The organism is Caballeronia sp. HLA56 (assembly GCF_054655155.1).
In genome coordinates, this window is sequence record NZ_BAAHOB010000003.1 from 280,278 (window position 1) to 303,621 (window position 23,344).

Consider the following 23,344-nt stretch of genomic DNA (forward strand, 5'->3'; position numbering starts at 1 on the left):
TCGACATGACTTTCCAATCGACTCACACGCTGTTCAAGCCGCTGCCGGGGGAATCCGCCGCGGCCATCGAGATCTTCTTCAACGACCAGCCTTTGTCCGTGCCGGGCGGCCGTTCCGTCGCGGCCGCGCTGCTCGCGGCGGGCGTCTCGCGCTTTCGTGCGACGCCGGTGTCGGGTGCGCCGCGCGCGCCGTATTGCATGATGGGCGCGTGCTTCGAATGCCTCGTCGAAATCGACGGCATTCCGAGCCGTCAGAGTTGCATGGTCGAAGTGCAGGCGGGCATGCGTATCCGCTCGCAGGAAGGCGCGCGCGATCTGCCGCCCATGACACTCGCCGATACCCCGCTGGAGAACGCGCATGGCCGCTGATTTCGCCTCCGAAGCCGTCGATGTGGTCGTGATCGGCGCTGGACCGGCCGGCATGAGCGCGGCCACGCGCACCGCCCGCGCGGGCCTCAAAACCGTGTTGATCGATGAACAGGACGCCGTGGGCGGCCAGATTTATCGTGGCATCGCTCACGCCGATGCGCGTCGCAAGGAAATACTTGGCCCCGACTACGCGGCGGGCGCGGAGATCGCCCGTGCGTTCGCGGCATCGGGCGCGCGTCACGTGACCAATGCGAGCGTCTGGCAAGTCACGCGCGAGCGCGGCATCAACTATCTGAAGGACGGCAAGATCGGCAGCTTCGACGCGCAACGCGTGGTTCTCGCAAGCGGCGCGCTGGAGCGGCCCTTCCCGATTCCCGGCTGGACGCTGCCCGGCGTGCTGACGGCGGGTGCCGCGCAGATTCTCCTGAAGAGCGCGGGCGAAGTGCCTGCCGCGCCACCGGTTCTCGCGGGCTGCGGGCCGTTGCTGTATCTGCTCGGCTGGCAATATGTGCGCGCCGGCGTGCCGATTCGCGCGCTCGTCGATACCACGCGTCACGAAGACCGCTGGCGCGCGAAGCGTCACATGCTGTCCGCGTTGCGCGCGTGGCCCTTCCTGAGCAAGGGCCTGCAACTGATCCGCACCTTGCGCGACGCCGGCGTGCCGATCTTCGAAGCGGCCGACGATCTGCGCGTGGAAGGGCGCATCGGCGCGGATAACGTCGAGCATGCGGCCGCGCTTCACTTCACGACGCAAGGCGCGGCGCACCGCCTTGAAGCGGACGTGATCCTGCTGCATCAGGGCGTCGTGCCGAATACGCAGTTCACGCAGGCTTTGCGGGCGTCGCATCGCTGGGACGACGCGCAGCTTTGCTTCACGCCCAAAGTCGATGCGTGGGGCGAGCTGGATGTGCCCGGCATCTTCGTCGCGGGCGACGGCGCGGGTATCGGCGGCGCGCAGGCGGCGGCCTTGCAGGGCTCGCTCGCGGGCCTCGCGGTCGCGGCGCAACTCGGCGCGCTGAACGCCGCCACGCGCGACGCCGAAGCGGCCGGGCAGCGCCGCGCGCTGGCGGGCGTGCTGCGCATCCGGCCATTTCTCGACAGCCTTTATCGTCCGCGCGATATCAACCGCATTCCGCGCAACGAGACTATCGTGTGCCGCTGCGAGGAAGTCACGGCGGGCGAATTGCGCAAATTCGTCGAGATGGGTTGCGTCGGACCGAATCAGGCGAAGTCGTTCGGACGTTGCGGCATGGGTCCGTGTCAGGGCCGCATGTGCGGCCTCACGGTGACCGAAGTCATCGCGGATGCGCGGCGTGTCTCGCCCGCCGAAGTCGGCTACTACCGCATTCGTCCGCCGATCAAGCCGCTCACGCTCGGAGAACTCGCCGGTGAATGACGCAACCGACGTTCAGGAAGCCGATGTGCTCGTGGTTGGCGGCGGACTGCACGGCACGAGCAGCGCGTTCCACATGACGCGGCGCGGCGCGAAGGTGATCGTGCTCGAAGCCGATTACGTCGCGCGTCATTCGTCCGGCGTGAATGCGGGCGGCGTACGCACGCTCGGACGCGCGCTGCCCGAGATTCCGCTCGCGCTGATGTCGCGTGAAATCTGGCATGGCATGCGCGATCTGATTGGCGAGGATGGCGGCTTCGTGCCATCGGGCCAGCTCAAGATAGCCGAGACGGACGATGAACTCGAAGCATGCCGCGAGCGCGTCGCCCTGCTCGAATCGCATGGCTTCACGCACGAGAAAGTGATAGACCGAGAGGCCGTGCTCGAACTCGAACCCGCGCTGGCTCGGCATGTCACGGGCGGCATCTGGGTCGAGCGCGATGGCTTCGCGCTGCCGTATCGCACGACCACGGCCTTCCGGCTCGCCGCGCAAAAACTCGGCGCGCGCTTTCTGGAAGGCACGCCGGTGCGTCGTATCGAGCAACGCGGCGCGCGCTGGTTCGCCTACACGCCGCACGGCACGTTCAGTGCGGAAAAGCTGCTCGTCACGGCGGGCGCGTGGTCCGGCGAACTCGCGAAACAGGTGGGCGAGCCGGTGCCGGTGCATCCCGAAGGTCTGATGCTGATGGTCACGCATCGCGTCGCGCCCTTCTGTCGCGCGACACTCGGCGCAACGGGACGGCCGCTGTCCTTCAAGCAGTTCGATAACGGCACGGTGGTGATCGGCGGCAAGCTGATCGGCATTGCGGACCTGCTTGCGCGTCATGGCGAAGTGGATTTCGTGCGCCTCGTGCGCAGCGCTAAAACCGTCACCGATCTGTTCCCGCATCTGCGCCATCTGGGCGTCAATCGCGCGTGGGCCGGTGTCGAGGCATTCACCGAGGATGAGCTTCCAGTGATCTCGGCAAGCCGCAAGGCATCGAATCTCTATTACTCGTTTGGCTATTGCGGCAGCGGTTTTCAGCTCGGACCCGGCTGCGGCAAGCTCGTCTCCGAACTCATGCTCGATGGCGCGCCGTCCATTTCACTCGATGCATTCGCCATCGATCGCTTCGGGCGCGCGGCCGCGTCTTCTTCGGATGCGAATACCGCGCGTCTCGTCGCGCATTGAATGCCGCGCGTTTTCGCGCGGCGACTTCGTTTCAATCTCAACGTTCAAGGAAAAAAATCATGGGCGATATCGTTCGCATCGACACCAATCAGCGGATGAGCCGCGTCGTCAAGGCAGCGGGTCTCGTGTTTATCGGCGGCCAGACTTCCGCCGATCATTCGCCGGATATCAAACTGCAAACCGCCAAGGTGCTCGAAAAGATCGACGGCTTTCTGGAGAAAGCGGGCATCGACAAGACGCGTCTCGTGTCGGCACAAGTGTGGCTTGCGGATATCTCCCGCGATTTCAGCGGCATGAACGAAGTGTGGGATGCGTGGGTGCCGCAAGGGCATGCGCCGACCCGCGCGACGGTGCAAGCGCAATTGGCAACGCCCGAGTTGCTGGTGGAGATCGCGGTGGTGGCGTTGGCGTGAACGGGCTGCTGCCGCTTATCGCTTTTCGTGATTTGAATGTGCGAAACGCACCGCACAAAAAGCCACGTTTCATGGTAACTTCCAGCCTGTTCATCGCACGGTTGCGATGAGCGAGTTCTCGGGGCGGGGTGAGATTCCCCACCGGCGGTAATCGTTTCCCGATGTTTTCACGAAAGGGACGTAGCCCGCGAGCGCTCTCCGGCTTTCACGGTCGGAGAGGTCAGCAGACCCGGTTTGATTCCGGGGCCGACGGTATAGTCCGGATGAAAGAGAACAGGACAGTCAGTGTGCTTCGTCACGCTTCGTTCGCGCTTATTTTGTCGCGTGCGAAGGCCATTGGCCGTCCTTCGCCCTGTTCACACCAAACAGGCTGATGTCCATGAACTTTTCCAATTCGAACGAAACCCAGGCAGTATCGGCTGCAGGCTCCACTCGTGCGCGCGTCGCTTTCGTGCAGGCTTGCTGGCATCGCGATATCGTCGATCAATGCAAGACCTCGTTCATCGAAGCCATGCAGAAGCGCGGTTACACAGCGGACGATATCGATCTCTACGAAGTCGCTGGCGCATTCGAGATTCCGCTGCACGCCAAACGTCTTGCACTAAGCGGCCAATACGCGGGCATTGTCGCGGCGGGACTGGTGGTCGATGGCGGAATTTATCGGCACGAGTTCGTCGCGACGGCTGTCATCAACGGCTTGATGCAGGTGCAACTCGAAACCGGCACGCCGGTTTTTTCGGCCGTGCTTACGCCGCATCATTTTCATCATGGCGAAGAGCATATCGGCTTCTTCAAGGAGCACTTTCTCGTAAAGGGTGCGGAAGCGGCGCATGCTTGCGCGGATACGATCGCCAAGTTGAGTGCGTTGCCGGTGGCGGGTTGAGCATTTGAAGCAGATGAGCGGGCCTTTCGACGAAGGCCCGCTTCAATCGCAAAGCGACGTGCTTTGATCGCCGACCGCGAACAGCCGTCGATCCCACACCACGGATATCGGTTCCGAAACCACGATCCGCGCGGCATCGGGATGAGCGGATTTCACGACGGCATTGAACTCCGTGCGCGCAATCACGGACGGAACCAGCAACACGGCGCACTTTGCGTTACGCCGCGATCCACTCAACTTGCGGAATCCCCTGGTTTCACCGCGCGCATGGAATCCAGCGCCTGCAACACCTCTCCATCCGACGACACCACGCAGAACCCCGCCGACGGTAAATCGTCATTGCCGACCGTCGCGAAGCCCGCTATTAGCAACGCCGTCAGCACCACACCCGCCACCCATCCCAGACGCTTTTTCATGATGTTCCCCGCTCATGCTTCTCGAATGACTCCATGAAGCGCACTTTGCGCCAGCAGAGTTACACGAGCGTTAGCAAAAGGAAGCACGGGGGTTTCATCTGAAACATAGCTCCGTTACACGCCCATCAAGGCTGCAACGCCGCAACGTCACGCCGATTTCCGCCAAAAATCAAGCGAAACGCGTGTTACACTCGGTTCGCTTTTTTAAGACAATTCCTCTTGCCCGATCCGCCAAATCGTCTTTAGGGAGTACTGGCATCCGGTCACGGAATCAGGGAATCAAGGAATTGGCAAGTTGCGCACGACCGGCTGGCCATCGGGATACACCGCGAGCGTGTTGCCCGGGTCGTATGGCAGATCGGCGGACATCGGCTTGCCGTCGAGCATGAAATCAACCTTGTAGAGATCGCCGCCGCGAAAGCGGGCGTGCTGGACATCGCCGCATTGGTCGTTCGTCACGAAGTGCTCCACCGGCACGTCGACGGGCGAATCGGGCGTGGCCGGCTTCGGCGGGGGAATCAGGAAATGCCAGAGCGCCATGCCGATAAGGCCGCCCGCCACGCCGCCGGCGACCGTCACCGATATCTTGTGCGTCAGCGCGTGCCCAAGCACGCCGCCGCCCGTACCCAGCAGGATGCCGAACGGTCCGACCACCCAGCCCACGGCGCCGCCCGCGAGCGCGGCCGGCAAAATCCAAATGCGCTCCGCCAGAAAATGCGCCGCGAGCCACGCCGCGCCCGCCGCCCCGAGCGGAGCGCCAGTCAGACCTTCGATATGCCGCACGAACCACGGGCGCGCATTCGCCTGCGCCACCTCGAACTCGCGCACGGTGGTGAGCGTCGGGCGGCACTCGTGCTGACTGGCGAGCGTGGTCGTGGTGAGCGTGCTGACGGAAACGACCGGCACGGTGACGGGCAGGCCCGTGTGCGCAACTTCGGTCGATTGCACCTCAGGTTGAGCGGTGTCGCTGCCGTTATCCGTGTTAGCCATATCGGCGGCCCTGCATCCGGGCGCGGTGGCCGAAAGCATCGCGAAAGTCATCAAGCATGCGCTCGCGACGGCAAGACGGCGCAAGCCCGGCTTCGGCGGCAAGGATCGCTTGGCCAGACCATGACTACGACTATGATTACGACGGGAAAGATCGAGGGACATGAGTAGACCGACTCTCAGGCAAGCCGAATTTGCCGCAAGCGTAGCAGAGCAGACGATTCGCGTCGCCCCCACGTTGCGACGCGCGGCGCAACGCGTACTCACCGTCTGCGCGCTCGCCTTCGGCTTGGTACTCGCGGGCTGCTCCATGTTCAGCGGCACGAGCGCGAAGCAGGCCGTCGCGGCCGTCGACTGGAGTGCGGCGGGCGACGCCATCCTCGTGCAGCTCGACGCCGACGATCTACTCAACGAATACAACAACGAGCCGCATACGCTCCTGCTCGGCGTGGTGCAGACCGCCGACGCCGATTCGTTTCGCAAACTGTCGGCCGATGCCGGCACGCTCGCCTCGACGCTCGGCGAAGCGGCGCCGAATCCCGCGATCCTTCAGCTCACGCGCTACGTCGTGCAGCCGGGCGGTCACACGATCCTCTCGATCGATCGCGCCGCGAAAGCGAAGATGGTCGGGCTGATCGCGGGCTTCTACACGATGGACCCGGCGTCCAGCGCGCGTCTCTTCGAGATTCCGCTCGCCATATCGAATCAGGCGTTCGTCGGCCACGATTATGCGGCGCAACCGCAAACGCTTGCGTTGCGCCTGTCGCTCGGACGTGATGCGATCAGCGACGCCGCGCGTCTGAATCCGGAACCGCCGCAGATCGTCGCCGCGCAAAAACGCGCACAGGCGAAGCAGCAGATCGTGCCGCTCGACGGCGGCGGCAAGGAAGTGCCGCTCACGCCATCGAACGGCGCAGCCGATACCGCCACCATCAAACTCCCCAACTGACGAGCCCGACGTGGAAGACAAGCAAGCCGTCTACTGGCATCAGGGAATGTTTCTGCAGCCGCAGCATTTTCAGCTCGCGGATCAGCACAGCCGTTTCACGCAGACGCCGCTTTACGAAGCCGGCGTGCCGCATTTCTGGGGCGTCGGCGCGCTCGAACTGTCGAGAAGCGCCATCGCGAATCGCACCATCGACGTGCAGCGCGCGCGTCTTCTGTTCCGCGATCATCACTATGCCGAGTATCCCGAGAACGCGGTGATCGCGCCGCGCACCTTCGAGGCAAGCTGGGTGCAGGGCGACCGTCCGCTCAACGTCTATCTCGGCGTGCGCCGCGCGAGCGAGCAGGAAAAGAACGTCACCGAAGTCAGCACGCTCGCCGACGCCGCGAACGTCGCCACACGCTTCGCCACGGTGATGTCCGTTCCCGAGACGCCCGACCTCTATTCCGAAGGCCCCGACGCGCCGCTGCAAACGCTGCGCTATGTGCTGAAGGTGTTCTTCGAATCGGAGCTGGATCATCTGGATCAGTACGAGCTGATTCCCATTGCGCGGCTGGTGCGCGATGGCGACACCGTCGTGCTCGCCGACCGCTTCATCCCGCCGAGTTACGCGCTCGCCGGTTCCGATGCGCTGCGCACGATGCTGCGCGAGATCCGCGACGAGCTTGCAGGACGCGCCCGCCAGTTGCAGGAGTACAAGAATCCGCGCGAGATGCAGAAGGCCGAGTTCGACGCGTCGTACATGCTGTTCCTGCTCGCGTTGCGATCGCTCAATCGCTTTTCGCCGAGCCTGTTCCATCTGATCGAGAGCGAACAGGTGCATCCGTGGCTCGCATATGGCGTGTTGCGGCAACTCGTCGGCGAACTGAGCTCGTTCTCGGAGCGCTTCACCATGCTCGGTGAGATGGACGGCGGCGCCGGTCTGCCCGCTTACGATCACCTCGACCTCGACGGCTGCTTCGGGCGCGCGCGCGTGACCATCGGGCATCTGCTCAACGAGATCACGGTCGGGCCGGAGTTTCTGGTCGTGCTGGAGCCACGCGACGGCGTCTATCACGGACAAGTGCCGCGCAGCGTGTTCGGCAACCGCAACCGCTTTTATCTCGTCGTGCGGACGCAGGAAGATCCGCAATGGGTGGTGGATGGCATCGTCAACGGCGCGCGTTTGTCCGCGCTCGGCGAGATTCCGACGCTCGTGCGCCATGCCCTGCCCGGCCTCGAACTGATTCATATGCCGCACGCGCCGCAGGGTTTGCCGCGTCGCGCGCATTCGTTCTACTTCCGTATCGAACAGGTGAGCGAGCAGTGGGAACTCGTCGAGCGCGAAGGCGATATCGCTCTTCACTGGCTCGATGCCCCCGCCGATCTGCGCGCCGAGATCGTGATCCTGCGGAGATGACGTGCATCTGACCGACACTTTGATCCCCGTCATCGCGCTGGTGCGGCAGACGATCGATACGGCCGCCGCCCCGGCCTTCTTGCGGCCGTCGACGGCGGCGCCTGCCGTTCCAAGGCCCTTGCCCGCCGCGCCACGTCCGGTTGCATCGCAGCCTGCTTCCGCTGGCGGTTCGCCGTTTGCGCCGCAGCCTATCGGCGAGATGGCCGCCAATGGCAATGCAAGCGCTAACGCTAACGCTAACGCTAACGCCAACGCCGTCGCCATCGCCGATGCCCCGCCGGCGCCCGCGCCGCTTCCTTCGCTCGCGCCACGGGCGAGTGTATCGAACGCATCGAGCGGCACGCCCGCCGAGGACGCCGCGCGCGCACGCGCACTCGCCGAAGCGATCGACGAAGCCATCGACCAGGCACGGCACGAAGCGCGCATCCACAATTTCGTACCATCGGATTTCGACAACGCGCTTTTCGCCGTGCTCGCCTGGGCCGACGAAGTGCTGATCTCATCCGAATGGGCTGGCGCGCCGCACTGGCAGCGCCATCTGATGCAGCGCCGCCACTTCAACACGACGACCGCCGGCGTCTCGTTCTACGCGCGTCTCGACGATCTGCGCGACGATCAGGCCGATGTGCGCGAAGTCTTTGCGCTGTGTCTCGCGCTCGGCTTCAAGGGTCGCTATGCGCAAGAGCGCAGCTCGCGTCAGCTCGACGAACGCCGCCGCGTCACGCTTCAGAAAGTGCTCGACGAAGGCGGCGTTCCGGCCGCCACCGGCGCGGTGCTCTTTCCGCAAGCGTATGTCAGCGAAGAATCGGCGCGCGCGGCGCAAACCGGCGTCGAACCGGCGGCGCGCCGGGTGCGCTGGCGGCTTCGCCGGCAGACGCTCATCGGCTTCGGCTTGCCCGTGGTCGTGCTCGCCGTGCTCTACGGCACCTATCACCTGATCATCGTGCAGATGGTGAACGCTCTTCTTCCGCTCATCCAATGAAAGTCCTGCGCACCGTTCTGCTGTGGCTCCTTGCGCTCGTCGTGCTGGCGCTCGTCAGCTGGGGGCTGACGCTGTATCTCGAATGGCCGTTGTGGGCGTCCGCCGCGATTTTCTTCGGCGCGCTCGGCATGTTCTTCATGTTGATCTTCCTGCGGCGCCTGACGCTTGCGTATCGTTCCCGCAGCATCATCGCGCGGCAGCGGCGTGCCGAACAGGAAGCCGCGCAGCGCGGGTCGCGCACGGGCGCCTTGCGCCGCAAGTTCCGCGATGCCGCGGCGCTCCTGCGCGGTTCGAGCCTGAAGCGTCTCGGCAATCCGCTCTACGTGCTGCCCTGGTACATGGTGATCGGCAGACCGGGCGCGGGCAAGACCACGGCGCTCGCGCGCTCGCGGCTGTCCACTTCGCTGCAGGATCACACGCAACAAGGCGCGCCGGTCCCGCAAACCGAAAATTGCGACTGGTGGTACTTCGACCGCTCCATCGTGCTCGACTGCGCGGGCCGTTATGTCGATGCCGACAACGAAGACGCCGACCGCCGCGAGTGGAATCTGGTGCTGGACCTGCTGTCGCGCTATCGCGGACGCGAAGGCATCAACGGACTCGTGCTCGCCATCTCCGCCGACCGGCTCGTCACGCCGGACCGCGAGGCGATCGATCAGGAAGCGCGCGTGATCCGTGCGCGCATAGAACAGTTGATCCGCCTTTTCGGGCGGCGCTTTCCGGTGTACGTGCTCGTCACCAAGTGCGATCAGCTCTATGGCTTCGAAAGCTGGAGCACGCTCTTGCCCGAGACCGCGTTGAATCAGGCGATGGGTCATCTCGCGCCCGCCACCGCCGACGATCCGCCGACCGAGCGCTTCCTCTCACTGGCCTTCGATGCCATCGTCGAACGACTACGCGCGATGCGGGTTGCGCTGGTTGCGCGGCATCCGCAATCGGCGGTGGAACTGCTGCTGTTTCCGAACGAACTCGACCGCCTGCGCGCGGGCACCGAACTCTTCGTGAAGGCGTGCCTTGGTAACAGCCCGTATCTGGAATCGCCGTTCTTGCGCGGACTGTTCTTTTCGAGCGGCCTGCAGGCCGGCGGCGCGCGCTCGGCGGTGCTGCCGGAGACGCTGCGCCCGATGCCGCCGCACGAACCCTCGACGACCGGCGTGTTCCTGCACGATCTCTTCGGCCGCATCCTGCCGCAAGACCGCAACGTCGGCAAACCTGCCGCGCTCGTCAATCGCTGGTTCGCCGCGACCCAGCATCTAGGCATGCTCGCGTGGGTGATGTTGGCCGTTGCGTTCGGCTTGCTGATCACGATGTCGTTCATCCGCAACGTCAACACGCTGACGCAGATCGAGCGCAGCTATCCATTTCATCAGCGCTTCGACGGCTTGCTCGTCGATGACGCCGCTACCCTCACGCGCAGCAACACCGCGCTGCGCGAGATCGATCGCCGCAACCGCAACTGGCGTTCGCGCTGGATGATCTCCGGCCATATCGACCGCTTGCAGGAACGGCTGCGCCAGCAATACACGCAGCAATATCTGCAGTACATCCGACCAGCCGTCGAACGCGATTTCGATCTGGATTTGCGGCGCGATCTCGTCAACGATACCGACGGCACGCTGCCGCTTAGCATCCTCAACGAAGTGCGCGTGACGAATCTGCTGCGCGCGAAAGTGGCGGGCGCGGATCGTCCGGAACTTGCCGCGATGCCTCAGCCGCTTTATAGCGACATGGCGCCGTGGTCGTCGCAACTCTTCGACCAGATCAACGACTTGCGCATTTCCTATATCGCGTGGTCGGCGACGAATGCGCGCGACATCGTGACGCGCGTGGCGCAACAGCAGGCGACGCTTGCCCAGGCGCTGTACCAGAACCGCATGCACTGGCTCACGCAGCTTGCGCCGATCGACCCGCATCTGCACGATGTCTCGCTCGCCGACTTCTGGCTCGACGCGAACTCGGCGCGCGCGCAATCCCTGCGTCTGGCAAACGTGGATGCTCCGGTTGCGGGCAATGTCGCGGGCGGGCGCATCACGGCGGCGTCGAGCCGTGCAACGGCGCCGGATTCGAAGGCCGTGGAAGCCGCGCGCACCGACGCGCAACTCGCCGAAGCCAACCGGCTCGCGGAGATCAAGGTGCCGGCCGCGTACACACGCGCGGGACGGGTGGATATCGACGGCTATCTGAAGGAGATTCACCAGGCGGTCGTCGACGATGCGCAACTCGTGCAGCAACAGGCGTTCTTCGACCACGACTATCAGATCGAGCGCTTTCAGGCGTGGCAGAGCTTCGTGCAAACCGTGCCGCAGGGCGAACGCATGCTACCGGGCCGCGACGCCTGGCGCGGACGGCTCGCGACCATCACGCAGAACGCGAGCCCTTATCTGCGCGCGCTCGATCGCGTCAACGACGAGTTCGAAGGCGTGGCCGACGCCCAGTTGCCCGACTGGCTGCAGACCGCTCGACGCATGGGCCGCCTGCGGCGCGATGCCACCGGCGCGCTGATCGCGAGCCGTGCGGGTGGCATCGTGCAAAGCATCAACTCGTTCGGCGGCCAGGCGATCCGCGACAGCATCGCGAGCAGTCCGCTGGCGGGCGCGGCGGCGGTGCGCGTCAATGCGCGGGCGGCATCCGCCATGCGCGACTATTTTCAGGACATCGATCAGATCGCGGCCACCGTCACCGATGGCACCGCGAAGGCATATGGCGTATCGGCTGCGTTTCATGGCTTTGGCGTCGATCCGGCGGTGAAGACATCGCCTGTACACGATGCCGCGCGCGCCCTCCTGCGCCTGCGTGACGAAGTCGATTCCAACGGCGCGGCTGATCAGGCCATCTGGCATCTGATCGGCGGGCCGCTGCATTTCGTGCTGGCTTATACGGAAGAAGAGACTTCGTGCGCGTTGCAATCGGATTGGGACAGCAAGGTGTATTGGCCGTTGCAGGCGGCGACCAGCATGACGCAGGTCGTCGATCAGTTGTACGGTCCGCAGGGTTCGGTGTGGAGTTTTGTCGATGGGCCGGCCAAGCCGTTCCTGACGCATTCGGCGAGCGCGATTTCTGAAGTGCAGACGGCCGATTACAGCGTGCCCTTCACCACCGCGTTCCTGCCGACGCTCAATTCGGCGGTCGGCAAGCGCACCGCGCAGCTGATGGAAGCACAGCGCGCCAAGTCCCGCGCCGAAGCCGACGCAGCGCAGGCGCAGGCGGCGCAAGAACAGGCCAAGCAGCAGCAGGCCAATGCGGAGCAGGCCATTGCGAGTGTGAAGCAGCAGATTGCGGCGGCGCAGGCGAAGGCGTATCCGTTGACGATCACGGCGCAGCCTATCGACGTGAATCCTTCAGCGCGCATGCGGCCATTCGCGACTGTGCTGACGGTGCAGTGTGCGGCGGGCGCGCGCACGTTGACCAACTTCAACTTCCCGGTGAGCGACACTTTCAACTGGACACTCGGCCAGTGTGGCGAGGTGAGTTTGCTGATTCGTTTCGATGGCCTGACGCTCTCCAAGCGTTATCGCGGCGATGCGGGCGTGGTCAGTTTCCTGCGCGACTTCCGCGATGGGCACCGATTGTTCACGCCGCAGGATTTTCCGTCGTCGGCGGCGGCGCTCGCGCAGCGCGGCATCGACCAGATCACGGTGCGTTACGAGTTCCGTGGCGAGGACGCGATCATCGATGGCGCGACGCAACTGGCGCAATTGCAGGACGCGCAGCAGAAAGAGACGCAGCTGCGCCAGCAAGCGATCGATACGCTTGCGGCGCAGACGCAGCAGTTGTTGCTGATCAAGCTGGCGGGTAATGGTGGCGGGACGACGCCGCAGCCGCTACGCGTGTCGTTGCCGCAGCAGATCGGGATGTGCTGGAATGCGCCGGCTTCTCCGGCTGGAACGCAGACGCTGCAGGCGCGTTTCGATAGTCTGCTGGAAGCGCGCGGCCCGTTGGTGACGGCGGCGGCGCCTTCGTTTGCACCGATTCAGTCAGGACCGATGACGGCGCCGGACGTGCCGCCGTTGCCGGTTTTGCCGGTTTTGCCGACAGTGCCGGGGTTGTCGGGGGCGGGGTCTTGAGTTCGGTGTTTGGTATCTGGGCGGGGCTTGGGATGAGGCAACGGGCCGGCTATTCTTTATTGCTGAATACACTATGACACCGGCAACGACGCTGGTTCTTCGTTCTTCCCTTCTTGCTCGCGCATCGTCTCGCGCTCTCGCCATTCAAGCGGCACGGAGTAAACTTCCGTGCCGCCTTATCTAGATATTTCCGCTCTGCTACATCTTCTCAAGGATACTGCCGCCAATGCGCGGGCTTATCCTGATCCTGCAAATGCCGCTCTCGTGCAACGTGTACCGAGTAGTTCATTGACAGTGCCCAATCCGCTGCCTCTTTCTGCGTTTTAGTTTCCTTTACCTCTTTTCGGTCAACGATTACCACGTGATGCGTCGTGCCCTTACCCTTTTCATTTGATAACGGCCTATGCGCAACATAAGCGTGCTTTTTCACAATAAATTCCTCGACTAAATTAACGGAAACTAAGTTCTTACTGCCGCATAGACATCAGGCTGTCCGCTGATTTTTTCAATGCCAGTATTTTCTGAATATTTTTAATGCGCGTCCTTGTCCGCTTCGGCATTCTTCGTCGCTAAGAGCGAAGCGGCGGTATCGCCATGAAGTGCCATGCCTCGCTATCGGGCTCGGCGTTAATTTAGATGCGCTAATTTCTGATGAAGGCGAGCGCGGCCCCGATGATGTCGTGCGTTGTCAGTTCGAAACCATTGCGCGCATGCCGAGCAGGATCAGCAACTCGTGCGCGACGTGCTCGATGCGTTGATCTTCAAGAATCAGGCGGGCGCAATGACGCGCGTGGCCGAGAGTGAGAAGCAGCTCGCGCGTAAAGCGCGTAAAGACAGTAAAAAGGGGTAGGGACCACAGCGGTAAATGGAGCGCGGCTGGGAGTTAGCACTCGCGGCCCGTTGACCAGTTCACTTGAAGGCCTGAATATGGCTAACGCCGATTCTAAAGCACATTCGCCTGTCGCGGAACGGGTGCTGACAGTGCAGCAGTTCTCCTGCGAGCACAACCAACTGGCACAAGCAGTATCACAGCAGCTTCGAACGGCGGCCTGCGCCCAAGTTTCCAACCTATGTTCTCTGGATTTGCCTCACTGGACGATGGCTTGAATAGGCGGGCTACTGGAACCGTGGGTGGCGCGCGTTGAGCAAGCGAACGAGGCGTTGTCCGGCGGCCGTCGTCACGCGTCGCGCGCGACCGCCTTCCCCTACACGCCCCCCAACGCCAACTTCACCGCCGCAGCCGCATCGATCTTCGCAATGCGCGCCACCAGTGCAATCGCTTCGGCATGCGCATCGTTTTGCTGATACAGCGCGTGCGCCGCGCTCAACGCTTCCAGCGCGAGTTGCGGCGTCCAGCGGTCGAGCTCATGCCGATCCACTTCGCCGACGATCATCTGCGCGAACGGCCGCAGCGGCGCGTTCGGCCGATGCGCCAGCATCAATTCGCTCAAGTGGATGGTCGCGCGCAGGCGTTGTTCCGGATTCGTGCCCAACGTCGCGCCCTGGAGCGCCACTGCCGCCGCTTCGAGGTCGCCCGCCGCGGCGAGCGAGCGCGCCGTGCCGAGCGCGACCGCGAGCGCATCCGGCGCCGCGCCGCCGCCCGAACCCGTCGCCGCATTGCGTTGCAGGCTCGTGATCCATTCGAGCGTCGCGCCATCCGCGAAAGGTTTGCCATCCGCGAAAGTCAGATTCGGCAACTCCGGGGCGCGGCGCAACAGTTGCAGCGTCGCCGCGTTCACTTCGGCGAGCGCGTCCGCGAACGGCTCGCCAAGATTCGCAAGCGCCTGCGCGCTCGCGCGATTCAAATCCATCCAGAACGGAAACGCCGGCAAGTTCGCCTCTGCGAACGTGAGCGTGTCCTCGGGCGCATCGCCGGATTGCAAGCGGTCCAGCGCAATCGCCAGTTCCGCGATCGGCCCCGGAATGCGCGTCTGGCCACGCTCGGCAAGCGGCGCGGTTTCAATCGCGCCCCACGCCGCAAGCCGATTCAGCCGATACGCCTGCGCATCGCTCGCCCGATTGCCACGCCGGAAGCCCGCCAGCGTCACCAGCCGCTCGGCGATCTGCTCGAAGGCGCGGTCGGCATCGGCATCGGACACAATGGCCGCGCTCGAAAGCGGCGCGACTGCAAGCGATGCGGCAGCGGCCGGCGCAGAAGGACGCGAGATTTGTGCTGGTCGTGTCTCCGCCGACGCGACAGGCGCGTCTAAAGCAGGCACGGGCTCGGGCACAACTTCCCGAACCGGCAACGTGCGAATCTGATTGAGCAACGGCCGCACGCTCGGCGCGTCCGGGTCTTTCTCGGCAAGACGCGTATCGATGGCTTCGAGGCGCGTCTGCAACGCATCGATCAATGCGCGCTCCTGCTGCGTATCGCGGTCCACCTTGTCCACGACGAACTGAACCGCCCGCTCGAAAATCCACGACAACGCGTTGCGCCGCGCCCGCAAGCGCGAGAGACCCGGATGCAGCGTTTCCCAGTAATTGGCGAGCAGATCGTCGATGACCGTCAAGCCGCTCGCAAGGCCTTCGAGGCCGGAACGGCGCATGAGTGCGCCCGCGAGATAACACGCGACGAGCAAGTCCTTGCCGCGTTCGGTGAGCAGCACGGTGGCAGCGCGCTGCACCACGTCCCAGTCCGTGCCGGCCGCCGCGCTCGGGCTGTTGAGTTTGTCGATCTCGGTCTGCAGGCGATCGAAGTCGGGATCGTCGCGGACATCGTCGCCAGCGGGGTTGTCCGGCGTAATGGGCGCGGAACCGAGCGTATCGAAAGGAGGACTCATGGCTTATTCGTCGAGGATAAATCGGGAAACACGCAAAGGTCGATCACCACACTTCCTCGATTTCCGCATTCAGGTAGTAGCCCGCGCCGCGTTCCGTGCACAGCAGCTTGGGCGCGCGCGCATCTTCCTCGATCTTGCGACGCAGCCGCAAAATCTGGACGTCGATGGCGCGGTCATAGACATCGTCGAACGCGCGCGTGCGCTCGATCATGTGTTCGCGCGACACCACGCGATTAGGCGCGCCGAGCAGCACGACCAGCAAATTGAACTCGGCGTTGGTGAGGGTAACGGTCTCGTCGTCCTGCGACTTGAGGCGGCGCGTGTTCAGATTCAGCGTCCAGCCGCCGAAGCGATACGCGCGCGGCAGCTTTCCGCGCGTGATCGGCGCGCCCTGCGCCGCGCCCGCGCCCGTGCGCCGCAACACGGCGCGCACGCGGGCGAGCACTTCGCGCGGCGAAAACGGCTTGGTGACGTAATCGTCCGCGCCGAGTTCGAGGCCCATCACGCGGTCGGCTTCCTCGGTGCGGCCCGTGAGGCAGATGATCGGCATGGCGCCGCCCTCGCCGCCCGCGCGCCATTCGCGCGCGAGTTCGAGGCCGTCGCCGTCGGGCAGGCCGAGGTCGAGCAACACGAGATCGAAGGTATCGGCGGCGAGGCATTCGCGCGCTTCGGCGGCGGATGCCGCGCCTTCGGTCGTCATGCCGTGTCCGGCTAGATATTCGACGAGCAGAACACGCAAGGAATGGTCATCGTCGACGATCAATATGCGGGGTGAACTCGGCATGGTGTTAGCGCGTGGCTTCGTGTGAGTGATAAAGCGCCTGCACCGCGCGCGAAAAATCGGCGCGGCCAAACGGTTTGGCGAGAAACGGCACGCTCACGCCCGCGGCGATATGCGCGCCCTGCCGCGCCCCGCTGATCAAGAGCGCGGGCAGCGCGGGACTGCGTTCGCGCGCGGCGACGATGAGTTCGTCGCCGCGCAGGTCATCCATTTCGATGTCGCTGACGAGGAACGCGAAGCCGTGCGGATCGGCTTGCAATGCGTCGAGCGCGGTGGCGGGCGACGCGTAGCTCGCAGGCTCGAAGCCGGATTCGGCGAGCCAGTCTTCGAGGAGCGCGCGGAGGGTGTCGTCGTCTTCGACAAGGAGGACGGGCTCGCCTTGGCCGATGGGAGCGTTGGGCTCGGTGCAGGGCGTGCCCGGCGCGTGAGCCGCATCCATCGCTCGCGACATGGACGCAATGCTCGGCGCTGTCGCCAAATAATCCGCGTTAGCCTTTTCTCCATCCGACGGCGACGCATCGGTTCCGATAGTCGACCGCGGCGGCGTCACATAAACCGCATCCGCACCACTAGCCTCACGCATTCCCCCGTCGCCCAGGCCACCGCGCGGCCCCGTCGCCACACCCTTCACGCGCTTCGCCGGCAACAACACCCGAAACATCGCCCCACCCAGCGGCCCGTTTCCGACCGTAATCCCGCCGTCGTGATCCGCGACGATTCCCGCCGCGATCGACAACCCCAACCCATGCCCGCTCTGCTTGCGCTTGGTCGAAAAGAACGGGTCGAAAATCCGCGACGCGATATCCGGCGCAATTCCGGGCCCATCGTCGTGCACTTCCAGAATCACCGCGGTGCGCTCCGGCACGCGCCCGACATCCGCGATTTCCTCGCGCGGCACGCCCGTCGACACGCGCAGGATCACCCAGCTGCGCGCCGCCTGCGCCGCGTTGCGCAGCAGGTTCAAAAGCACCCGCACGAGCTGCGCATGATCGCCCGCGACAGGCCACGCATCGATGCCGCTGGCGCCCAGGCGAACGTCGTCGTATTCCACGGCAATCGTCACCGGCCCGCGATGATCCGCCGTCGCCAAACCCACCGCCTCGTCGATGACCACGCGCATCGACACCGGTTCGCTACGTCGCGGACTGCCGCGTCCGACCGCGAGCAGCATCTGCTCGGTCATCGCGGTGCCGCTTCTGACTGCCGCCAGCACGTGTTGCAGCGGACGGCGCGCATCGGCATCGGCGGGAAGAAGTTCATCGGCGTATTCGGCGTGGCCGCGCACGGCGCCCAGCACATTGTTGAAATCGTGTGCAATGCCGCTCACCAAAAGGCCGAGCGATTCGAGCTTCTGCACGCGTTGCAGACGCGCCTCGTAACCACGCCGTTCGAGCAGCGCGACCGCCACGTAAAACACCAGCGTGCACAGCACGGCAAGGTCGATCTGCAACTGCCGCACGCCGACGATGCCGTTTTGATGGTACGAACCATTGCCCGTCACCGTGAGCGCCACGCCCGCCGTCACGATGACGAAAGCCGCGAGCGTCGCCGCGCGGATCGACCCGGCGACCGCCGCCCAGACGAGCAGCAGAATCAGCAGCAAATGCTCGGTCTCGTCAGGAAGCTGGATGCGGAACGCCTCGATCATCAGCGCCGCGCCGCACAGCGCCGGCACGACGACGACCCACGCGCGCACCGGCCGCGCATCCGGATCGGGCGGCGTAGTCCACGCGAGCAGACCGGGCACGAGGACGAGCATCGCCAGACCGTTGCTGCCCATGATGGTGCGCCAGACATCGATGAGATCGCGACCGCCGATCGCATGCGATAGCGCGCTACCCGCGAGCGCCATCGCGAAAACGGTGCCAAACGGCAGCAATAACAGGAAGCGTGTGAAGCGCGCGGTGGTATCGAGACGCGCGCGGCGGCTCACAAAGCGCCAAGCAAGCCCGACGCCCACGCCCACGCCGAGCACGTTGACGAGCGCGAAGGACGCATCGACCCAAAGCGGGAACACGTCGAACTGACCGACGATGACCATCGCGATGAAGATCGCGACGAGCGCGGCCGGCCATTCGCCGAGCGGCCGACGCCAGAGATAGGCCACCGCCATCGCCGGGGCGGGCCACACCACCGCCGCCAACGCCGAACCGGTGCCGAGCGTGTCGAGCGGTGTCGAAAGGACGCCGTAAAGCACGCCCAAAGACAGGGCGCGCCGCAAGCCCGCCACATGGTGACGCGCGCCGGTAGCGGGCAGACCGTGCGGCGCGGCGGCGGCCGCACGAACGTCATTGGTCACAGTGGCCCCCGGTTGAGCGAGCGCATCGGCGATAAGCATTCCGATACGACCTGAGATTTATCTTAGAAATGGTCGCAAGTGTAATGCGGGCTAAAGCAACGCACAACGCAGCGCACAAATCGCGCAACAGGTGACCGAACGTTCGCGAACCCAGGCAGTTGCGCGTTCGTTACGGATGAAACATGCGGCGCCCTTGGCGCAACACGGCTGCAACGGCGCCCGCCGACACTACAAACATGCGCCGGACCTGAAGAGAACGGCGCTCCAACCCGAACAACCTAGAAGAGGTGAATCATGCCGATGCCGTGCTATCTGACCGTCGAAGGTCAAAACCAGGGAAAAATCGAAGGCGCCACGAAGGTGCAAGGTCACGAAGGCAAGATCCTCGTGCAAGCCGTGGATCACACCATCGAAATTCCGAAAAGCCCGCAGACCGGACTGCCCACCGGCAAGCGCGTGCATGGCGCGATGACGGTGAGCAAGGAGATCGACAAGTCGAGCCCGAAGCTTTATCAGGCGTTGACGTCCGGCGAACAGTTGAAGACCGTCACGCTCGAGTTCTATCGCATCTCGCCGAAAGGCACGGAGGAAAAGTACTACACCGCCAAGCTCGAGAACGCGATCCTGACCAACATGAAGTCATGGACACCGAACTGCCTCGATCCGAACAACCGGCAGATCGGACACATGGAGGACCTCGCGTTCACCTACGAAAAGATTACCTGGACCTACGAGCCGGACGGTATCGAAGCCGAGGATTCATGGCTCGCGCCGAAGGCCTGAGCCACCTGGACAGCCGCTGGACATACGCTCGAAAGCCTTGTCGCACAAGGGTTTTCGAGCGCTGAAGCCGCGTCTTCGGAGGCCGCCGTATACGGCTTGTCGAGGACGATCTTTAGAGCATATGAACTGATAAAAATGCGTTGGGTTTTTGAGATACGTCTGTTTATAATGGCTCGCACTCAATTCCGGGACAGGCACTCAAGCCTCAAGGACCGTTTCCCATCCGGACTCGCCGATCCTTTCGCTCAATCGCGGGCAGAGCATCCGACAGTCTGAAGCGGCTCACATCCGCCCCGCGCCGCACCCCGCATTCCGTATCACGCAATTTCGTTAGTTATCCCGTGCTCAGGCGATGGCTGCCCGCCCGAGCGTATGCAGTGGCGGCGGCCCGCGTCAGTCGCACGGTGCGCGAGACGCGTTTTCATCGATGTCCGCACTGCCAGCGCGGCGCCGTGAATCTGGAGATGGAAATGGCAAATGATGGTTCGGTTGCTCCGAAGGAACGCGTCAATATCGTCTATCGCCCGGCCACGGGAGACGCGCAGGCAGAAGTGGAACTGCCGCTCAAGTTGCTCGTGCTCGGCGACTTCACGTTGCGTCAGGACGACGTACCGATCGAAGACATGAAGCCGATCAACGTCGACAAGGACAACTTCAACGAAGTGCTGAAAGGCCAAAAGCTCGGCCTGCAACTCTCGGTGCCGAACAAGCTCGACGAGAAAGCCGGTCCCGACGACGTGCTCTCGCTCGACCTGAAGTTCGACTCGATCAACGACTTCACGCCCGATGCGCTCGCGGAACGCATTCCCGAGCTGCGTCAGATGCTCGAACTGCGCGACGCCCTGAAGGCGCTGAAAAGCCCGATCGGCAATCTGCCCGACTTCCGCAAGCGTCTGCAAGAGCTGATCCAGGACGAAGGCGTGCGCGCGCGGCTGCTCGGCGAACTCGGCGCACAAGACAAGTAACGCGGAACCAGCACTTCGTAGATGAAGGAGATTGAATTGAGCGACGAACAACAGCAATCCGGCGCAGCGGCGCCGGCAGAGGCCGCGGCGGGCGAAGTCTCGCTGCTCGATCAACTGGTGGAGTCGGCCCGCATCAAGCCGGGCGACGAAGCGTACTCGATCACGCGCCAGGGTATTCAGGCGTTCGTCGCGCAACTGCTCGAACCGCAGCGTTCGGTGGAGCGTGTCACCGCCGCGACCGTCGACGACATGATCGCGAGCCTCGACCGCAAGCTGTGCGCGCAGGTCGATGCCATCCTGCATCACGATGACTTCCAGAAGCTGGAATCGTCGTGGCGCTCGCTCAAGTTTCTGGTGGACCGCACCAACTTCCGCGAGAACATCAAGATTCAGTTGATGAGCGTGAGCAAGCAGAAGCTGCTCGACGACTTCCAGGACGCGCCCGAGATCACCAAGTCAGGGCTGTACAAGAACGTCTATACGGCCGAATACGGCCAGTTCGGCGGCCAGCCGTTCGGCGCGATCATCGCTAACTACGAGTTCAATGCAAGCGCGCCCGATGTCAAGCTGCTGCAATATTCGGCAAGCGTCGCCGCGATGGGTCACACGCCTTTCGTCGCCGCCGCCGGCGCGGATTTCTTCGGCATCGACTCGTTCGATCAGTTGCCGAACCTGAAAGATCTGTCGTCCATCTTCGAAGGTCCGAAGTACGTCAAGTGGAACGCCTTCCGCGAAAGCGAAGATGCGCGCTACGTCGGCCTGACCGCGCCGCATTTCCTCCTGCGCGTGCCGTACGGCCCGGAAACGGCGCCTTCGAAGAAATTCAACTACAAGGAAGACGTCTCGAGCGGTAACGACCAGTTCCTGTGGGGCAACGCGGCCTTCGCGTTTGCCACGCGTCTCACCGAAAGCTTCGCGGACTACCGCTGGTGCGCCAACGTGATCGGCCCGCAAGGCGGCGGCACGGTGCAGGACTTGCCGGTGTATTCGTTCGAATCCATGGGCGAGATCCAGAACAAGATTCCGACCGAAATCCTGATTTCCGAACGACGCGAGTTCGAGCTGGCCGAGCAAGGTTTCATGGCGCTCACCATGCGCAAGGACAGCGACAACGCCGCGTTCTTCTCCGCCAACTCGGCGCAGAAACCGAAGTTCTTCGGCCAGTCGAAAGAAGGCAAGGAAGCCGAGCTCAATTACAAGCTCAGCACGCAATTGCCGTACATGTTCGTCATGAGCCGCATGGCGCACTACATCAAGGTAATGCAGCGCGAGAACATCGGCACGTGGAAGGAGCGCGGCGATCTGGAGAAGGAACTCAACAACTGGATTCGCCAGTACGTCGCCGACATGGACAACCCGAGTCCGGGCGTGCGCAGCCGCCGCCCGTTGCGTCAGGCCGAAATCAACGTGCTCGACGTGGAAGGCGAACCGGGCTGGTACAAGGTCGACATGAAGGTGCGCCCGCATTTCAAGTACATGGGCGCGTCGTTCACGCTGTCGCTCGTCGGCAAGCTGGAAACTGCCTGATGCGCGCATCGGGTTCGAGGCAGCCGCGAACATAAGCGGCGCTTCGGCCAGGTTTCATCCGTAACACGCGGGCGGTCACCTGCAACGAGGCGGTAACCGCCCGCGCTCACACTGTGTTCATGCGCTCCGACACCTACACGTAAATGAGCGCATCGAGTCGATGCATCAAGTCAAGAAGCGACACGCGGACAAACCATAACGGCAACTGGAGGCCACCATGCCGATGCCATGCTACCTGACCCTCGAAGGTCAGAATCAAGGAAAGATCGAAGGTTCCACGAAGGTTCAGGGCCACGAAGGCAAGATCCTCGTGCAGGCCGTGGATCACACCATCGAGATCCCGAAGAGCCCGCAAACGGGTCTGCCCACGGGCAAGCGCGTGCATGGCGCGATGTCGGTGACCAAGGAAATCGACAAGTCCAGCCCGAAGCTCTATCAGGCGCTCACCTCCGGCGAGCAAATGAAGACCGTGACGCTGGAGTTCTATCGCATTTCGCCGAAGGGCACGGAAGAGAAGTACTACACCGCCAAACTCGAGAACGCGATCCTCACGCACATGCAGTCCTGGACGCCGAACTGCCTCGACCCGAACAACAAACAGATGGGTCACATGGAAGATCTCGCGTTCACCTACGAAAAGATCACGTGGACCTACGAGCCGGACGGCATCGAAGCCGAAGACTCGTGGCTCGCGCCGAAGGCCTGACGCATTCCAAATCACGCATGACGCGGCGGCGGACTTACGCCGCTGCGTCGATCGGGACCGTCGATGAGAGAGCGCAGGCTGCTGGAACGCATATCCGGCTGGGAACAGGGCGCGGTGCGCACCAACGAGACCAGCACCGAGGTGCTCGTGAGATCCGTGATGGAGCATCTGTCGCGCATCCTCAATACGAGACAGGGCAGCGTGCAGCTCGATCCGCAATTCGGCGTGCCCGATTTCACGAATATCGCGGGCGGGCTGGAAGGCGGATCGACGGGCGAAATCGAGGAAGAGATTCAACGCATGGTGTCGCGTTACGAACCGCGCGTGCTCAACCCGAAAGTGCATCTCTTGAGCGACCGCAGCGACGTGATGTCGATCCGCTTCAGTCTCGACGGCACGCTCGCCGTGAACGATCGCGAGATTCCACTGCGCCTGTCCACCACCGTGAATTCCGATGGCCGCGTCACCGTGCTTTGAC

At 63.7% G+C, this 23,344-nt stretch carries 21 protein-coding genes and 1 riboswitch; of the genes, 15 read left to right on the top strand and 6 right to left on the bottom strand.

Going from position 1 to position 23,344, the window contains the following annotated elements; translation table 11 throughout:
* Window positions 1-5: 5 nt before the first annotated feature.
* The 5 genes from ACYQ47_RS13255 to ACYQ47_RS13275 all read left to right on the top strand — a co-directional run bounded on the left by ACYQ47_RS13255 (window position 6) and on the right by ACYQ47_RS13275 (window position 4,228).
* Window positions 6-368, top strand: a complete 363-nt coding sequence (locus tag ACYQ47_RS13255) for a (2Fe-2S)-binding protein (protein ID WP_459905642.1) — start codon at window positions 6-8, stop codon at window positions 366-368.
* The gene (locus ACYQ47_RS13260) at window positions 358-1,764 is read left to right on the top strand and encodes an FAD-dependent oxidoreductase (protein ID WP_459905644.1); all 1,407 of its coding nucleotides are present in this window, start codon (window positions 358-360) and stop codon (window positions 1,762-1,764) included. Before ACYQ47_RS13255 ends, ACYQ47_RS13260 begins: the two co-directional genes overlap by 11 nt.
* Window positions 1,757-2,932, top strand: coding sequence for an NAD(P)/FAD-dependent oxidoreductase (locus ACYQ47_RS13265; RefSeq protein ID WP_250495319.1), 1,176 nt, complete (start codon window positions 1,757-1,759; stop codon window positions 2,930-2,932). The genes ACYQ47_RS13260 and ACYQ47_RS13265 overlap by 8 nt, the downstream gene beginning before the upstream one ends.
* Before the next feature lie 59 nt (window positions 2,933-2,991).
* Window positions 2,992-3,345: a RidA family protein gene (locus ACYQ47_RS13270; protein WP_250468066.1), complete on the top strand. Its 354-nt coding sequence runs from the start codon at window positions 2,992-2,994 to the stop codon at window positions 3,343-3,345.
* Window positions 3,346-3,455: 110 nt separating this feature from the next.
* Window positions 3,456-3,624, top strand: a riboswitch (FMN riboswitch).
* Window positions 3,625-3,724: 100 nt separating this feature from the next.
* On the top strand, window positions 3,725-4,228 hold the full coding sequence (locus ACYQ47_RS13275) for a 6,7-dimethyl-8-ribityllumazine synthase (RefSeq protein ID WP_250468067.1): 504 nt from the start codon (window positions 3,725-3,727) through the stop codon (window positions 4,226-4,228).
* A gap of 42 nt (window positions 4,229-4,270) precedes the next feature.
* On the opposite strand, the gene ACYQ47_RS13280 is transcribed toward ACYQ47_RS13275, so the two are convergent.
* The 3 genes from ACYQ47_RS13280 to ACYQ47_RS13290 form a co-directional block, all read right to left on the bottom strand.
* Window positions 4,271-4,432, bottom strand: a complete 162-nt coding sequence (locus ACYQ47_RS13280; RefSeq protein ID WP_459905648.1) for a hypothetical protein — start codon at window positions 4,430-4,432, stop codon at window positions 4,271-4,273.
* 29 nt (window positions 4,433-4,461) lie between these two features.
* Entirely contained in the window at window positions 4,462-4,644 is a 183-nt protein-coding gene (locus tag ACYQ47_RS13285) for a hypothetical protein (RefSeq protein WP_459905650.1), read from the bottom strand.
* A gap of 279 nt (window positions 4,645-4,923) precedes the next feature.
* Window positions 4,924-5,634 carry a hypothetical protein gene (locus ACYQ47_RS13290; protein WP_459905652.1) on the bottom strand — a complete coding sequence of 237 codons (711 nt, stop codon included), beginning with the start codon at window positions 5,632-5,634 and terminating at the stop codon, window positions 4,924-4,926.
* 160 nt (window positions 5,635-5,794) lie between these two features.
* Here ACYQ47_RS13290 and ACYQ47_RS13295 point away from each other — a divergent pair, with 160 nt between their 5' ends.
* The 5 genes from ACYQ47_RS13295 to ACYQ47_RS13315 all read left to right on the top strand — a co-directional run bounded on the left by ACYQ47_RS13295 (window position 5,795) and on the right by ACYQ47_RS13315 (window position 13,872).
* On the top strand, window positions 5,795-6,580 hold the full coding sequence (locus tag ACYQ47_RS13295) for a type VI secretion lipoprotein TssJ (protein WP_244831854.1): 786 nt from the start codon (window positions 5,795-5,797) through the stop codon (window positions 6,578-6,580).
* A gap of 10 nt (window positions 6,581-6,590) precedes the next feature.
* Entirely contained in the window at window positions 6,591-7,976 is a 1,386-nt protein-coding gene (gene tssK, locus ACYQ47_RS13300; RefSeq protein ID WP_350029520.1) for a type VI secretion system baseplate subunit TssK, read from the top strand.
* A 1-nt stretch (window position 7,977) separates the two neighbouring features.
* Window positions 7,978-8,958: a DotU family type IV/VI secretion system protein gene (locus ACYQ47_RS13305; protein WP_459905654.1), complete on the top strand. Its 981-nt coding sequence runs from the start codon at window positions 7,978-7,980 to the stop codon at window positions 8,956-8,958.
* Window positions 8,955-13,022, top strand: coding sequence for a type VI secretion protein IcmF/TssM N-terminal domain-containing protein (locus tag ACYQ47_RS13310; protein ID WP_459905655.1), 4,068 nt, complete (start codon window positions 8,955-8,957; stop codon window positions 13,020-13,022). The genes ACYQ47_RS13305 and ACYQ47_RS13310 overlap by 4 nt, the downstream gene beginning before the upstream one ends.
* Window positions 13,023-13,707: 685 nt before the next feature.
* A complete protein-coding gene (locus ACYQ47_RS13315) occupies window positions 13,708-13,872 on the top strand; it encodes a hypothetical protein (RefSeq protein ID WP_244831857.1) in 165 nt (54 codons plus the stop codon).
* Window positions 13,873-14,227: 355 nt separating this feature from the next.
* Here the strand turns inward: ACYQ47_RS13315 and tssA are convergent, their stop codons facing one another.
* The 3 genes from tssA to ACYQ47_RS13330 are packed head-to-tail and all read right to left on the bottom strand — an operon-like array spanning window position 14,228 to window position 18,924.
* The gene (gene tssA / locus ACYQ47_RS13320; protein ID WP_459905656.1) at window positions 14,228-15,805 is read right to left on the bottom strand and encodes a type VI secretion system protein TssA; all 1,578 of its coding nucleotides are present in this window, start codon (window positions 15,803-15,805) and stop codon (window positions 14,228-14,230) included.
* Window positions 15,806-15,848: 43 nt separating this feature from the next.
* Window positions 15,849-16,589: a response regulator transcription factor gene (locus ACYQ47_RS13325; protein WP_244831859.1), complete on the bottom strand. Its 741-nt coding sequence runs from the start codon at window positions 16,587-16,589 to the stop codon at window positions 15,849-15,851.
* A 4-nt stretch (window positions 16,590-16,593) separates the two neighbouring features.
* Window positions 16,594-18,924: an ATP-binding protein gene (locus tag ACYQ47_RS13330; RefSeq protein WP_459905657.1), complete on the bottom strand. Its 2,331-nt coding sequence runs from the start codon at window positions 18,922-18,924 to the stop codon at window positions 16,594-16,596.
* A gap of 255 nt (window positions 18,925-19,179) precedes the next feature.
* Between ACYQ47_RS13330 and ACYQ47_RS13335 the strand changes: the two genes are divergently transcribed.
* The 5 genes from ACYQ47_RS13335 (at window position 19,180) to tssE (ending at window position 23,343) form a co-directional block, all read left to right on the top strand.
* On the top strand, window positions 19,180-19,668 hold the full coding sequence (locus ACYQ47_RS13335; RefSeq protein WP_244831861.1) for an Hcp family type VI secretion system effector: 489 nt from the start codon (window positions 19,180-19,182) through the stop codon (window positions 19,666-19,668).
* A 470-nt stretch (window positions 19,669-20,138) separates the two neighbouring features.
* Window positions 20,139-20,633, top strand: a complete 495-nt coding sequence (gene tssB, locus ACYQ47_RS13340) for a type VI secretion system contractile sheath small subunit (protein ID WP_244831862.1) — start codon at window positions 20,139-20,141, stop codon at window positions 20,631-20,633.
* A 36-nt stretch (window positions 20,634-20,669) separates the two neighbouring features.
* The gene (tssC, locus tag ACYQ47_RS13345) at window positions 20,670-22,160 is read left to right on the top strand and encodes a type VI secretion system contractile sheath large subunit (protein WP_244831863.1); all 1,491 of its coding nucleotides are present in this window, start codon (window positions 20,670-20,672) and stop codon (window positions 22,158-22,160) included.
* Window positions 22,161-22,377: 217 nt separating this feature from the next.
* Entirely contained in the window at window positions 22,378-22,866 is a 489-nt protein-coding gene (locus tag ACYQ47_RS13350) for an Hcp family type VI secretion system effector (RefSeq protein WP_244831864.1), read from the top strand.
* Between the two features lie 63 nt (window positions 22,867-22,929).
* A complete protein-coding gene (gene tssE, locus ACYQ47_RS13355; RefSeq protein WP_244831865.1) occupies window positions 22,930-23,343 on the top strand; it encodes a type VI secretion system baseplate subunit TssE in 414 nt (137 codons plus the stop codon).
* Window position 23,344 lies beyond the last annotated feature (1 nt).

Coding starts and splice junctions, on each gene's coding strand:
- ACYQ47_RS13255 (WP_459905642.1), top strand. CDS start 6: ATGACTTTCCAATCGACTCACACGCTGTTCAAGCCGCTGCCGGGGGAA.
- ACYQ47_RS13260 (WP_459905644.1), top strand. CDS start 358: ATGGCCGCTGATTTCGCCTCCGAAGCCGTCGATGTGGTCGTGATCGGC.
- ACYQ47_RS13270 (WP_250468066.1), top strand. CDS start 2,992: ATGGGCGATATCGTTCGCATCGACACCAATCAGCGGATGAGCCGCGTC.
- ACYQ47_RS13275 (WP_250468067.1), top strand. CDS start 3,725: ATGAACTTTTCCAATTCGAACGAAACCCAGGCAGTATCGGCTGCAGGC.
- ACYQ47_RS13285 (WP_459905650.1), bottom strand. CDS start 4,644: ATGAAAAAGCGTCTGGGATGGGTGGCGGGTGTGGTGCTGACGGCGTTG.
- ACYQ47_RS13290 (WP_459905652.1), bottom strand. CDS start 5,634: ATGGCTAACACGGATAACGGCAGCGACACCGCTCAACCTGAGGTGCAA.
- ACYQ47_RS13295 (WP_244831854.1), top strand. CDS start 5,795: ATGAGTAGACCGACTCTCAGGCAAGCCGAATTTGCCGCAAGCGTAGCA.
- ACYQ47_RS13310 (WP_459905655.1), top strand. CDS start 8,955: ATGAAAGTCCTGCGCACCGTTCTGCTGTGGCTCCTTGCGCTCGTCGTG.
- tssA (WP_459905656.1), bottom strand. CDS start 15,805: ATGAGTCCTCCTTTCGATACGCTCGGTTCCGCGCCCATTACGCCGGAC.
- ACYQ47_RS13325 (WP_244831859.1), bottom strand. CDS start 16,589: ATGCCGAGTTCACCCCGCATATTGATCGTCGACGATGACCATTCCTTG.
- ACYQ47_RS13330 (WP_459905657.1), bottom strand. CDS start 18,924: ATGCTTATCGCCGATGCGCTCGCTCAACCGGGGGCCACTGTGACCAAT.
- ACYQ47_RS13335 (WP_244831861.1), top strand. CDS start 19,180: ATGCCGATGCCGTGCTATCTGACCGTCGAAGGTCAAAACCAGGGAAAA.
- tssB (WP_244831862.1), top strand. CDS start 20,139: ATGGCAAATGATGGTTCGGTTGCTCCGAAGGAACGCGTCAATATCGTC.
- ACYQ47_RS13350 (WP_244831864.1), top strand. CDS start 22,378: ATGCCGATGCCATGCTACCTGACCCTCGAAGGTCAGAATCAAGGAAAG.
- tssE (WP_244831865.1), top strand. CDS start 22,930: ATGAGAGAGCGCAGGCTGCTGGAACGCATATCCGGCTGGGAACAGGGC.